Raw genomic sequence first — 12,864 nt, forward strand, 5'->3', positions numbered from 1 at the left:
CGGGCCCGGGGTGCGCCCGGCCCGGGTCAGTCCACGCGCAGGCCCAGGTGGTGGGCGAGGAACCCCAACTGGTCGGCGTTCAGCTCCACACTTCGGCTCACCGAGCGGGTGCTGTGCCCCACCTCGGCCTCCCGGCGCAGCAGCACCGGCCGCTCCCCGACCGGCGCCGAGGTCGCCCACTGCAACTGCGCGCACAGCTTGCGGGCGTGCAGCGGGTCCACCCGGGTGTCGTTGTCGAACACCGTGAAGAGGACGGCCGGGTACCGGGTGCCCTCGCGCACGTTGTGGTACGGCGAGTAGCCCAGCAGCCACCCCAGCTGTTCGGGGTCCTCGGCGCTGCCGTACTCCACGCTCCACAGCCGGCCCAGCCCGAACCGCTCGTACCTGACCATGTCCAGCAGCGGGGCCGAGCACACCGCGGCCGCGAACAGTTCCGGCCGCTGGGTGACCATCGCCCCGACCAGTAGGCCGCCGTTGCTGCCGCCCATGATCGCCAGGTGGTCGGGGTCGGTGACCCCGGTGGCGATGAGGTGCTCGGCCGCGGCGGCGCAGTCGTCGAACACGTTCTGCTTGTCGGCGAGCATGCCGCCGCGGTGCCACTCCTCGCCCTCCTCCAGGCCGCCGCGCAGCCCGGCCACGGCGTACACCCCGCCGGCCCGCACCCAGGACAGGGCGGTCGCCGAGTAGCCGGGGGTGAGGGAGATCCGGAAGCCGCCGTACCCGTACAGGATGGTCGGCCGCGGGCCGTCGGCCGGGGCGGCGGGCGCCATCACCAGCATCCGGACGGTGGTGCCGTCCTTCGAGGTGTAGGCGATCTGCTCCACCCTCACGTCGGGCACGGTGACGGAGCCGGGGGCGCTCTCCCACAGGTCCACCGTGCCGCTGCCGGCGTCGTAGCGGTACACCGCCGACGGGGTGGTGCTGTCGGTGTAGCCGAACCAGGCCTCGTGCCCGCCCTCGGGGCGCTCCAGCAGGCCGCCGACACTGCCCAGCCCGGGCAGCGGCAGCGTGCCCAGCAACTCCCCGGTGGCCAGGTCGTGCCGGGTGACCTCGCCGATGGCGTGCCGGGTCCAGGAGACCAGCAGCTCGGGGCGCTCCAGCCCGGGGCCGTCCAGGATCGCGTAGTCCTCCAGCACGGCGTCGTCGGCCTCGGCGACGAGTGTGCGCCAGTTCTCGAACCCGGGCGACTCGGGGTCGGCGACGCACAGGCGTCCGCGCGGGGCGTCCCGGTCGGTGAACAGGTACAGCCTGCCGTCCCGGCCCACGTGCGCGGACAGCGCCGCGGCGACGTCCTCCTGGACGCTCACCCAGGCGGGCGCCTCGTGCGGGCTCCGGGACAGGTCGGCCAGCCACAGGTCGGTGTCCGCGGAGGTGCCCTTGGAGGCGTCGAGCACCAGCCAGCGGCCGTCCCGGCTCACCGCCACCCCGAAGTACTCGGTCTTGTCCCGGCCCTCGCCGAAGATCAGCACGTCCTCGTCGGCGGGGGTGCCCAGCCGGTGCAGGTAGACGCGCCGGTGGTAGTCCTGCTCGTCCTCGGGGACCTGCTCGGGCGGCAGCTTGCGCACGTAGTAGAACGCCGACGAGTCCGGCAGCCACGCGACGGGCGTGTACCGGGCCCGGTCGATGGGGCCGTCGACGACCTCCCCGGAGTCCACGTCCATGACCCGCAGGACGGACTCCTCGTTCCCGCCCTCGGACAGCTGGTAGGCGAGCAGCCGCCCGGACGGGTCGGCCTTCCAGGCGTCCAGCGTGGTCAGCCCGGAGGGGTCCAGCGCCCCGGGGTCGATCAGGACGCGCTCGGGGCCGTCGCCGTCCCGCACGTACAGGACGGGGTGCTCCTGGTCGGCGGTCCGGCGCCCGGAGAAGCGGCGCTCCCCGCGCCACACGGGGGCGCCCACACTGCCGGCGCCCATCAGTTCGCGCACGTGCGCGGCGAACCGGTCCCGGCCGGGCAGGTGCGCGCTGTGTTCGGAGAACAGGGCGTCCTGGGCGGCCGCCCATTCCTTGGTCGGAGCGGATTCGGGGTCTTCCAGCCACCTGTAGGGGTCGGAGACGGGGCGGCCGTGCAGGTTCTCGACGAGGTCGAGGCGCTCGGCCGTGGGATAGCGGAGTTCAGGCATGCTTCGCACTCTATCCACCGCTATCTCACGTGCGATCGGTATGGGAAGGGAACATACAACGTGGTTTCGGCGGCGCGCATTATGACCAGGAATAGCGATAACAGCGGGTTCGCGACGCGGCCTGCGGAAATTGGGGTGGCGCCGAAGCCTCCCCACCACGCACACTGAATGCGGGACGCAACTCGGCGGGACCACCGGGAGGTCCGTGTGGCAAGGCGTACAGAGCCACCGATCACGGGATCGGTGCACAGGGAGGTCTCCTGGCTGGCCGAACGGCTGGCCGGGGAAGAGACACGGTCGTCGCACCCGACGGCCGAGGTGTCGCGATGAGCGGCGCGCGCAGCAGGGAGGGCGGGCCAACCGCCCGCCGGCACGTGCTGCTGCTCAACGCGAGTTTCGAACCACTTACGACATTGCCGCTGCGCAGAGCGATTCTGCTCGTGCTGCGGGAGAAGGCGGAGGTCGTCCACCGCGACGGGGCCGGGGCGGTTCTCCACTCGGCGACGCACTCGTACGAGGTGCCGTCGGTGATCCGGCTCAGGCGCTACATCAGCGTCCCCTACAGTCGCAGGGTGCCCCTCACCCGTGTGGCGCTGATGCGCCGCGACCGGCACACCTGCGGCTACTGCGGGAAGAAGGCGGAGACCATCGACCACGTCATCCCGCGCAGCCGCGGCGGCGCGCACGTGTGGGAGAACGTGGTGGCGGCCTGCAAGCCGTGCAACCACCGCAAGGCCGACAAGTTCCTGGACGAACTCGGCTGGGAACTGCACGTCACCCCCAAGGTGCCCAAGGGTCCGCACTGGCGGCTGATCAACGGGGACCTGCACGGCGACCCGCAGTGGGAGCCCTACATGGCGCACCTGGCCGCCTGACGGCCCTGAACGCCCCCGGCGGCGGGAACAGCGCGTCCCACCCCGCCCCGCCTCCGCCGCCTCCGGCACGCCTTTCACGGGCCGCCGGGGGCGGCTCCGCGCGCCCTCCCCACGATCTCCCTTTTCAGGTCTAGACAGACTAGACTTTTTTTGGAGGTGGTCGTTGTGAGATGGCAGGTGCAGGAGCTCAAGCAGCGTACAAGCGAGGTGCTGAGAGCTGTGGAGAGCGAAGGGGACCAGATCATCACCCGACACGGCAGGGAGGTGGCCGTGTTGATCGATATCGAGGAGTACCGCAGGCTCAAAGGTGTGAGGCGGGGATTCAAGGAGTTCTTGGCCGAATCCCCCTCTCTGGACATCGTGGATGAGGTCCGCTCCGGAGATACCGGCCGGGAGATCGAATGGGACGAGGGGTAGTGGGTTTCCTTCTCGATACCAACGTTCTCTCCGAACTGCGTCGCCGTGAGCCGGACCCGGGTCTCCTGCGGTGGTGGGGGATGGTGGACGACGATGCGCTGTTCATCAGTGTGCTCGTGGTCGGAGAGATCGAGCAGGGTGTGCTCCGGTTGCGCCACCGTGGTGACCATGGTCAGGCCGATCGGCTGGCCGAGTGGTCGGAGCGGCTCGTGCACTCTTACGCGGACAGGATCGTCCCTGTGGACGGTGGCGTCGCGCGAAGGTGGGCCGCGATGAACGTCCCGGACCGACTCCCGGTGGTCGATGGTCTGATGGCGGCCACCGCGGCTCACCACGGGTGGACGTTCGTCACGCGCAACACCAAGGACGTGTCGGACCGGGGGGTGCCACTGCTGAATCCTTTCGAAGGGTGAAGCGGGCCGTATTCTGGGGGCATGCCCAGATACGACTTCCGGTGCCGCGAGTGCGGCGACACCTTCGAGCTCTCCCGTCCGATGGCCGAGTCCGGTGACCCGGCGGCCTGCCCGCAGGGGCACGGGGACACGGTGCGGCTGCTGTCCACGGTGGCCGTCGGCGGACTGGCCCCGGCGCCCGCGTCCGGTGGCGGCGGGTGCTGCGGGGGCGGCTGCTGCGGCTGACCGCGCGTTGTCCACAGGCGAAGGGGCGGCCCGCCAGGGCCGCCCCTTCGCCGTCCTGGCCGGCCTGAGCCTGGGGATCCTCGCCCTGCTGTTCGCCGTGGTCCCGCCGCTGCCGCGGGGGCGGCCGCGCTGATCGCCGCCGCCACCCTCCTGCTCCCGATCCTGGGCGGGGCGGCGGTGGGCTCACCGGCCCTGCTGGTGCTGCGGGGCGCGGCCTACGGGGCGGTGCCCGTCCGCTCCCAGACCCTGCTCTCCAGGACCGTGCCCGGCTCTCCCGAGGTCTCCGCGGTGCTCTTCACCGCCTCGTTCCAGGCGACGCCCTCCCCGGGCGCACCGGCCGGGGGAGCCGTGGTGGACCGCTCCTCGCCCGCCGCGGTGATGACGCTCGCCGGGGTCGTCGCCCTGTCGGCGGTGGGGGTCGTGCCCGCCCACCGGATCCGCGGGGCCGCCCGCACATGAGCGCGGCGAAGGGCCGGACCCGGGACGGGTCCGGCCCTTCGTGGGGCGGTCAGCGTTCGATCTGGGAGACGTCGCGGGCCGCGCCGGTGGAGGCGGAGGTGGCCATGGCGGCGTAGGCGCGCAGGGCGGCGGTCACCGGCCGCTGCCGGTCGCGGGGCTGGAACCGGCCCAGCTCCTTGAGCAGGCGCTCGCGGCGGGTGTTCAGCTCGTCCTCGGACACCTCCAGCACGATGCCCCGGTTGGGGATGTCGATGCTGATGATGTCGCCGTCCTCGACCAGGGCGATGTCACCGCCCGCGGCGGCCTCGGGGGAGGCGTGGCCGATGGACAGCCCCGAGGTGCCGCCGGAGAAGCGGCCGTCGGTGATGAGCGCGCAGGCCTTGCCCAGGCCGCGGCCCTTGAGGAAGCTCGTCGGGTACAGCATCTCCTGCATGCCCGGGCCGCCCTTGGGGCCCTCGTAGCGGATGACCACCACGTCGCCCGGCACGATCCGCTTGTTGAGGATGCCGTCCACGGCGTCCTCCTGCGACTCGAACACCTTGGCCGGGCCGGAGAAGGTCCACAGCTCCTCCTCCACGCCGGCGGTCTTGACGATCGCGCCGTCCGGGGCGAGGTTGCCGAACAGCACCGCCAGGCCGCCGTCCTTGGTGTAGGCGTGCTCCACGGAGCGGATGCAGCCCTTCTCCCGGTCGGTGTCCAGGCTGTCCCAGCGGGTGCTCTGCGAGTACGCCCGGGTGGTGCGCACCCCGCCGGGGGCGGCGTGGAACAGTTCGACGGCCTCGGGCAGGACGTCGTCGGAGGCGATGTCCCACTCGGCGAGGTAGGTACCGACGGTCTTGCCGTGCACGGTGGGCAGCGAGGTGTCCAGCAGCCCGCCGCGGGCCAGTTCGCCCAGGATGGCGGGGATGCCGCCCGCCCGGTGGACGTCCTCGATGTGGTACTTCTCGGTGTTCGGCGCGACCTTGGCCAGGCACGGCACCCGGCGGGAGACCGCGTCGATGTCGGTCAGGTCGAAGTCCACGCCGGCCTCGGTGGCGGCGGCCAGCAGGTGCAGGATCGTGTTGGTGGACCCGCCCATGGCCACGTCCAGGGCCATGGCGTTGCCGAACGCGGCCGGGGTGGCGATGGACAGCGGCAGCACCGAGTCGTCGTCCTGCTCGTAGTACCTCTTGGCGGCCTCCACGACCAGGCGGCCCGCGTCCTCGTACAGCGCCCGGCGGGCGGTGTGCGTGGCCAGGACGGTGCCGTTGCCGGGCAGCGCCAGGCCGATGGCCTCGGTGAGGCAGTTCATCGAGTTGGCGGTGAACATGCCCGAGCACGAACCACAGGTCGGGCAGGCGTTCTCCTCCAGCTCGTCGAGCTCGGCCTGCGACACGCTCTCGTCGGCCGCGGCGATCATGGGGTTGATCAGGTCGAGCTTCTTGACGGTGGTGGCGGTGCCGTCGACCACGGTCACCTTGCCCGCCTCCATCGGCCCGCCGGAGACGAACACGGTGGGGATGTTGAGGCGCAGCGCGGCCAGCAGCATGCCCGGGGTGATCTTGTCGCAGTTGGACACGCACACCAGGGCGTCGGCGCAGTGCGCGTTGACCATGTACTCGACGGCGTCGGCGATCAGCTCGCGGCTGGGCAGCGAGTACAGCATGCCGCCGTGGCCCATGGCGATGCCGTCGTCGACGGCGATGGTGTTGAACTCGCGGGGGACGCCGCCGGCGGCGCGCACGGAGTCGGCGACGACGTCGGCGACCTCGCGCAGGTGCACGTGCCCGGGGACGAACTGGGTGAAGCTGTTGGCCACGGCCACGATGGGCTTGCCGAAGTCCTCGCTCTGTACGCCGGTGGCGCGCATGAGGGCGCGCGCTCCCGCCATGTTCCGGCCGTGGGTGACGGTGCGTGAGCGTAGGGGTGGCATGGCGCGGACTCCCATCGATACGGGTGTTTCCCCTTGATGGTAGTCCCCTTTCGGTGCGCTCGCGGTCTCAGGGGGAAAGACAGGGGGTCCGCATATCGAGACGGGAGGGGGATTCGCCCTGTTCGGATCCCGGGCGCCCGCCGCCCCCGGACATACGTGAGGCCCGGCGACCACGACGTTGTGGTCCGGCCGGGCCGGTGGGTCCGTGCGTCAGTGCCGTGGCGGTAGCGCCCGCTCGGCGGCCTTGTAGATGTCGTCGATCTCCTGCTCGGTCAGGCGGTCCCGGCCGGTGCGCAGCCACTTGCGGACCTTGGTGCCGGAGATGATGTCCACGCCCCGCAGCCGGTGGCTGTCCCAGGGCATGCCGGGTCCGTAGATGGCCAGGGAGGCGCGCACCTTGATCTCGCGGCCGAGCTCCTTGCTGATGAGCTCCTCGGCCCGCTTGGCCTCCTCCAGCGCCTCGTCGATGCGCTGGTTCTTGTTGAACCGCCCGTGGTAGAGCTGTTCGAGCTTGTTGCGCAGCGGCAGCCTCTTGTCCCAGGACTCGGAGTCGATGGCGAACGCGCCGCGCCGGCCCACGATGAAGTGGTCGATCTGGCCGTTGCCGCCGGGCACCGCGCGGGCGTGCAGGACCTTGTACCCGAGCTGTTTCATCAGCTTGAGCTGGACCTCGGTCTTGCGCTGGGCGGCCGAGGGCTTGCGCCAGCGGGGGATCTCGGATTCGCGCCGGGACTGGTACATCGAGATGCCGACCATGGCGGCGATCCCCAGGGTCGCGCCGACGCGCCAGTCGGAGCTGATGAGTCCGCAGGCGATCGCGACGGCGACGGATACGGCTCCGCGCACGGCCCATTTACGGGCGGAGCCGTTCTCGCGGAGGGCACCATAAAGCGCCCTCGTGCCCGAAATGTCCTTTTGCTTCTTTTGGTTGGGGAAGAAGAGGCTTTCGGGCCTTTCCGGCTCCGGCCTCTGGGGCGACGGGTTCACTCTGGTTGCCGATTCCACGTCGGACAGGTTAGTTCCACTCATATCCGAGTCCTAGTGCATTACTTCTCACACTTTTCTTCCCTTGTTCTGTGGCTCACAGGAGGGTTCGGAGCGCGGGGGCAGGGAAGGATAGATGCTTCGTCGATCTCTCCAGAGAACTTCGGTTCCACCTCTCGTGGTGCCCGTTGGCGTGCCCGCTAATCTGGGTCGGTATGACCCAGATGCATGACCTTCCGGCCCACCGCCTCGCCGCGATGGTCCGCAGTCGTGAACTGTCTCCTCGTGAGATCACAGAGCACGTTCTGTCCCGGACCGAGCGCCATGACCCCGCCTACGGCGCCTACATTACGGTCATAGCGGAAAAGGCTTTGGAGCAAGCCCGATACGCCGAGAAGCGTGTGATGAGCGACACGCCGGAGAGTCTGCCCCCGTTGCTCGGAGTCCCCGTCCCCATCAAGGACCTCGACCTCCTCGCCGGGGTCCGGGCCACCTACGGCTCCCGGGTCCTGGCCGACAACATCGCCCCCGTCGACTCCGACACCGTCGCCCGCCTGCGCGCCGCCGGGGCGGTCTTCACCGGCAAGACCAACACCCCCGAGTTCGGCTCCAGCTGCTACACCGAGAACGCCGTCGCCCCGCCCGCCCGCAACCCCTGGAACCCGGAGCTGTCCCCGGGCGGCTCCAGCGGCGGCGCCGCGGTGGCCGTGGCCGCCGGGCTGGCCCCCATCGCCCACGCCAGCGACGGCGGCGGGTCCATCCGCATCCCGGCCTCGGTCTGCGGGCTCTTCGGCCTCAAGCCCACCCGGGGCCGCATCTCCGGCGCACCGGTCAAGCCCGACCTCGTCGGCCTGTCCACCAGCGGACCCCTGACCCGCCACGTCGCCGACGCCGCGCTGATGCTCGACGTCATGGCCGGCAACCGCCCCGGCGACTACTACACCGCGCCGCCGCTGCCGCCCGGCGAGACCTTCGCCGACCACGTCCACCGCGAACCGGGGCGGCTGCGCATCGGCCACTACGCCCACACCGGCTCGGCCGGGCTGCCCGTCCACCCCGACGTCCTGGCCGCCCACGAGTCCACCCTGCGCCTGCTCGCCGACCTGGGCCACGAGGTCGAGGAGATCCCCGAACCCGGCGACGCCCACTTCGGCGGCACCTTCGGCGACGACTTCGCCCGCATCTGGGAGGCCATGGCCTCGGCCACGCCGGTCCCCGCCGACCGCGAGTCCGAACTCGGGGAGCTCAACCGCCGGCTGCGCGAACGCGCCCGCGCCCTGCCGGTCCCGGACTACATCGCCGCCTGCGCCCGCCTCCAGCGCGGCATCCGCTCCTGGCTGGCCGCCACCCTGCCCTACGACGCGGTGGTCACCCCGACGCTGGCGCTGCCCCCGGTGCCCGTCGGGTACTTCACCGGCGACGGTCCCGAGGAGGAGTTCCGCCGGATGACCGCGTTCACGCCGTTCACGTCGGTCTTCAACGTCACCGGCCAGCCGTCCGTGAGCGTGCCCCTGCACCACGCGCCCGACGGCGCGCCGATCGGCTCCATGGTGACCGGGCGGATGGGCGGCGAGCCGCTGCTGCTGTCCCTGGCGGCGCAGCTGGAGCGGGCGCGCCCCTGGGCCGACCGGGTCCCACCGGTCTGGAACGCCTGACCGCGGCGGGCCGGGCGGCGCCCGCGGGCCGCCTCCCGGACCGGCCCCGGAGTCAGTCCTGGGGTCGGTCTCCGGGCCGGTCCACGGGCTGTGCGCCCGGCGCACCCGGCCCGGACTCCGCCACCGGGGCGACCATCCCGGCCGCACCCGCCGGGGGAGCGGCCTCCGCGACCCCGGTGACCTCCACCGGGGCCGTCTCCGCGGCCTCGGCCGGGGCCTCGGGGACGAACGCGCTCAGCAGCGCCGCCACCGTCACCAGCACGGTCGCGCCCAGCACCCCGCCCGTGATCCCCATGAGGTCGATCAGGCCGCCCGCCAGCGGTCCGGCGACCGCGCCGCCCGCGCCCAGCGCCGTGGTCATCCACCCGAACGCCTCGGCCCGCCGGTCGGACGGCGCCAGGTCGCCCAGCCGCGCCATTGTGGCGGCCAGCGTGGGGGCGATCGCCAGCCCGGACAGGAACAGCAGCGGCGCCACCCACAGCGGGGTGGACAGCTCCACCAGCGGCGGCGTGAACGGCAGCAGCACCGCCACGCCCGCGGCCGAGGCGAACGAGCGCCGCACCAGCCGCGGCCGGCCCCGCAGGCCGCCCGCGATCGCGCCGCCCACCAGCGATCCCAGCGCCCACACCGACGCCAGCACCATCACCAGGTGCGGGGCGTTCCGCTCGTTGGCCCAGGCCACGATGACCAGGTCCACGCCCATGATCCCGCTGACCATCAGCAGGCACATCGCGAACAGCACCACCAGGGCGGGTTCGCGCAGCAGGCTGCGCCGCGGCCCGGCGGCCACCGGCGCCGCCCCGGCCTCCACGGGGGCCGGGCCGGTGACCCGGGCCCGGCGCAGCGCCAGGGCGAAGCCCAGCGCGCCCAGCAGGCCCAGCACCGCGAGCATCACCAGCGCCCAGCGCGGCCCGGCGAACGCCACCACGCCGGCGGTGAGGATGGGGCAGAAGACGAACAGCAGCTCCTGTGTGGTGGCCTCGGCCGCGTAGATCGCCTGCCGCTCCGGGCCGCGGGTGAGCCGCGGCCACAGGGCCCGCACGATCTGGTTCGCGGGGGTGCCGAACAGGCCGGTCCCCAGTGCCAGCGGGATGGACAGCCACCACAGCGACCCCGGCAGCCACGTCAGCGCCAGCAGGCCCACCGTGAACAACACGCCGCACACCAGCACCAGCCGGTCGGTGCCGCCCCTGTCCGCCATCCGCCCGCGCAGCGGCCCCACCAGCGCCATCCCCAGCGTGAACGCGCCCGCCACCAGGCCCGCCAGCGAGTAGGAGCCGGTCCAGTCGACCACCAGGAAGGTGACCGCGATCATCAGACCCGGGGTGTAGAACCGCGCGGTCAGGGACCAGGCCAGCAGGGACAGCACATGGGGGACGGCGAAGAGCCGACGGTAGTTGGCGAGCACACTCCCAGATTATGCAGAGAGTGCAGGTAGGGGGCCATCCGATTATCGATACGACCGGTGGCATGGCCCCGCGCTCGACGCCGTGTCACCCCCGCGCCCCCGCGGGGTCGTGCCACCCCCGCCCCACGGTCCCCCCACGATTCCCCCGGGATTCCCCCGCGACGCGCCCGACCGCCCCCGGAACGATCGGCGCTTTTCCCCTCAGGGCGGCCGTAACCGGGCGCACCCCGGCCGGTACCGGCCCGTCCTTGCGGTGTACGGAGTCCCCGGTAGGGCATGATCGGATTCTGTGAGGGACGTTCAGCTGGCCCGAATGGCCGAGCAGTACGGTGTCGCGACGAGCTACGAGGACTGGCGGGGCCGCAGGGTCCCGGTCGACCTCGACGTCATCCGCCATGTCCTGGCCGCCCTGGGCGCGGACCCGGACCGGGAGCCGCCGGACCGGGAGCCGCGCCTGCTCCCGCCCGCGGTCGTCCTGCGCGAGGGCAAGGCGCCCGACCCGGTGCTCCCCGACGGGGTGCACAGCACCGTGGAGACCGCCGACGGCTCCCTGCTCCCCTTCGACCAGGGCCTGCCCCTGGGCGTCCACACGCTGCGCGTCACCCACCGCGGCGCCGAGCACGACGCGCCCCTGCTGGTCGTCCCCGACCGGATCGAGCCCACCGCCCTGCGCGAGAACCCGCGCCTGTGGGGGGTCATGACCCAGCTCTACAGCGTCCGCTCCCGCGCCTCCTGGGGCATCGGCGACCTGCGCGACCTCGCCGAGCTCTCCGACTGGAGCGGCCGCGACCTGGGCGCCGACTTCGTCCTCATCAACCCGGTGCACGCCACCGAGCCCGTCGTCCCGGTGGAGCCCTCCCCGTACCTGCCGGTCAGCCGCCGCTACGCGAGCCCGCTGTACATCCGCATCGAGGACGTCCCCGAGTACGCCCGCCTGGACCCCGCCCAGCGCGAGGGCATCCAGCGCCTGGCCCGGCCGCTGCGCGAACGCGGCCGCACCGCCGACCTGCTCGACCGCGACGCCGTCTGGGAGGCCAAGCGGGCCGCCCTGGAGATCCTCTTCCAGGTGCCCCGCGCCCCGGGCCGCGAGGCCGCCCTGCGCACCTACCTCGAACGCGAGGGCCGGCCCCTGGTGGAGTTCGCCACCTGGTCGGCGCTGGCCGAGGAGTACGGGCCCGACCACCGCACCTGGCCCGCGCACCTGCGCGACGTCTCCGACGACGCCGTGGGCCGGGCCGCCCTGGACCGCTGGCCCCTGGTGGAGTTCCACCGCTGGCTCCAGTGGATCCTGGACGAGCAGCTCGCCCAGGCCCAGAGCGCCTCCCGTCTGGCCGGCATGGGCATGGGCGTCGTCCACGACCTCGCCATCGGCGTGCAGGCGGGCGGCGCCGACGCCTGGATGTTCGGCGACGCCCTCGTCCAGGGGCTGCACGTGGGCGCCCCGCCCGACGAGTTCAACAGCCTGGGCCAGGACTGGGGGCAGCCGCCCTGGCACCCGCGCCGCCTCGCCGAACGCGGCTACGGGCCGCTGCGGCAGATCCTCGGACAGGCCCTGCGCCACGCCGGCGGGGTGCGCATCGACCACATCATGGGCCTGTTCCGCCTCTGGTGCGTGCCCGAGGGCGCCTCCGCCGACCAGGGCACCTACGTCACCTTCGACCACGAGGGCACCGTCGGCACCCTGCTGCTGGCCGCCCGGCGGGCCGACGCCGTCGTCATCGGTGAGGACCTGGGCACCGTCGAGCCGTGGGTGCGCGACCACCTGTCCGACCGCGGCATCCTGGGCACCTCGGTGCTGTGGTTCGAGCAGGAGCCCGACGGCTCCCCGCGCGCCCCCGAGGACTGGCGCACCGACTGCCTGGCCACGGTCGCCACCCACGACCTGCCCCCGGTGGCGTCGTTCCTGTCCGCCGAGCACGTCGAGCTCCGCGACCGGCTGGGGCTGCTGTCCCGGCCGGTGGATGAGGAGCGGGCCGACGCCGAGGCCCGGGTGGAGCGCTGGCGGGCCCTGCTCGTGGAGCTGGGGATGCTGGAGGAGGACGCCGACCCGCTGGCCGACCCGGCCGCCGTGGTCACCGCCATGCACGCCTACCTCATGGCCACCCCGGCCCGGATGGTCGGCGTGGCGCTCACCGACGTGGTGGGGGACCGGCGCATGCAGAACCAGCCGGGCACCAGCACCGAGTACCCGAACTGGCGGATCCCGCTCACCAACGGCGAGGGCGAGCCCGTCCTGGTCGACGAGCTGCTCGCCGACCCGCGCATGGTGGCGCGCATCCGCCGCACCCTGGGCCCGCTCGCAGACGGGCGCGGCCGCACCCTCTAGCGCCGCGGGCACACGGCACCGGACACGGGACGGGCCCGGGGAGGAACCTTCCTCCCCGGGCCCGTCCGTC

Annotated in this window: 12 protein-coding genes; 8 read left to right on the forward strand and 4 right to left on the reverse strand. The window is 72.7% G+C overall.

Annotation, left to right across the window (positions count from 1 at the left end; all coding sequences use genetic code 11):
• Positions 1-26: 26 nt before the first annotated feature.
• Positions 27-2,120, reverse strand: a complete 2,094-nt coding sequence (locus ACJOT3_RS24865; RefSeq protein WP_406975516.1) for a prolyl oligopeptidase family serine peptidase — start codon at positions 2,118-2,120, stop codon at positions 27-29.
• 374 nt (positions 2,121-2,494) lie between these two features.
• Here ACJOT3_RS24865 and ACJOT3_RS24870 point away from each other — a divergent pair, with 374 nt between their 5' ends.
• The 6 genes from ACJOT3_RS24870 to ACJOT3_RS24895 all read left to right on the forward strand — a co-directional run bounded on the left by ACJOT3_RS24870 (position 2,495) and on the right by ACJOT3_RS24895 (position 4,509).
• Positions 2,495-2,995: an HNH endonuclease gene (locus ACJOT3_RS24870; protein ID WP_306366535.1), complete on the forward strand. Its 501-nt coding sequence runs from the start codon at positions 2,495-2,497 to the stop codon at positions 2,993-2,995.
• A gap of 156 nt (positions 2,996-3,151) precedes the next feature.
• Positions 3,152-3,412 carry a type II toxin-antitoxin system Phd/YefM family antitoxin gene (locus tag ACJOT3_RS24875; protein WP_406975517.1) on the forward strand — a complete coding sequence of 87 codons (261 nt, stop codon included), beginning with the start codon at positions 3,152-3,154 and terminating at the stop codon, positions 3,410-3,412.
• Positions 3,397-3,825 (forward strand): type II toxin-antitoxin system VapC family toxin, encoded by a 429-nt coding sequence (locus tag ACJOT3_RS24880; RefSeq protein WP_406975518.1) that lies wholly within the window; start codon positions 3,397-3,399, stop codon positions 3,823-3,825. The genes ACJOT3_RS24875 and ACJOT3_RS24880 overlap by 16 nt, the downstream gene beginning before the upstream one ends.
• 21 nt (positions 3,826-3,846) lie before the next feature.
• Complete coding sequence (locus ACJOT3_RS24885; protein WP_406975519.1) at positions 3,847-4,050, forward strand: FmdB family zinc ribbon protein; 204 nt, start codon at positions 3,847-3,849, stop codon at positions 4,048-4,050.
• A 7-nt stretch (positions 4,051-4,057) separates the two neighbouring features.
• Positions 4,058-4,183: a hypothetical protein gene (locus tag ACJOT3_RS24890; protein WP_406975520.1), complete on the forward strand. Its 126-nt coding sequence runs from the start codon at positions 4,058-4,060 to the stop codon at positions 4,181-4,183.
• Between the two features lie 44 nt (positions 4,184-4,227).
• Positions 4,228-4,509 (forward strand): hypothetical protein, encoded by a 282-nt coding sequence (locus ACJOT3_RS24895; RefSeq protein ID WP_406975521.1) that lies wholly within the window; start codon positions 4,228-4,230, stop codon positions 4,507-4,509.
• Between the two features lie 49 nt (positions 4,510-4,558).
• Here ACJOT3_RS24895 and ilvD read toward each other — a convergent pair whose 3' ends face one another.
• Together ilvD and ACJOT3_RS24905 are read right to left on the reverse strand one after the other, a co-directional pair.
• Entirely contained in the window at positions 4,559-6,421 is a 1,863-nt protein-coding gene (gene ilvD, locus ACJOT3_RS24900) for a dihydroxy-acid dehydratase (protein ID WP_406975522.1), read from the reverse strand.
• Between the two features lie 210 nt (positions 6,422-6,631).
• Positions 6,632-7,426, reverse strand: a complete 795-nt coding sequence (locus ACJOT3_RS24905) for a nuclease-related domain-containing protein (protein ID WP_406975523.1) — start codon at positions 7,424-7,426, stop codon at positions 6,632-6,634.
• A 194-nt stretch (positions 7,427-7,620) separates the two neighbouring features.
• On the opposite strand from ACJOT3_RS24905, the gene ACJOT3_RS24910 reads away from it, so the two are divergent.
• A complete protein-coding gene (locus ACJOT3_RS24910) occupies positions 7,621-9,060 on the forward strand; it encodes an amidase (RefSeq protein ID WP_406975524.1) in 1,440 nt (479 codons plus the stop codon).
• 52 nt (positions 9,061-9,112) lie between these two features.
• Here ACJOT3_RS24910 and ACJOT3_RS24915 read toward each other — a convergent pair whose 3' ends face one another.
• Entirely contained in the window at positions 9,113-10,468 is a 1,356-nt protein-coding gene (locus ACJOT3_RS24915) for an MFS transporter (RefSeq protein ID WP_406975525.1), read from the reverse strand.
• A 289-nt stretch (positions 10,469-10,757) separates the two neighbouring features.
• Between ACJOT3_RS24915 and malQ the strand changes: the two genes are divergently transcribed.
• A complete protein-coding gene (gene malQ, locus ACJOT3_RS24920; protein ID WP_406975526.1) occupies positions 10,758-12,794 on the forward strand; it encodes a 4-alpha-glucanotransferase in 2,037 nt (678 codons plus the stop codon).
• The last annotated feature ends 70 nt before the right edge of the window (positions 12,795-12,864 follow it).

The sequence above is a fragment of the Nocardiopsis protaetiae genome, assembly GCF_045446735.1.
Classification (GTDB): domain Bacteria; phylum Actinomycetota; class Actinomycetes; order Streptosporangiales; family Streptosporangiaceae; genus Nocardiopsis; species Nocardiopsis protaetiae.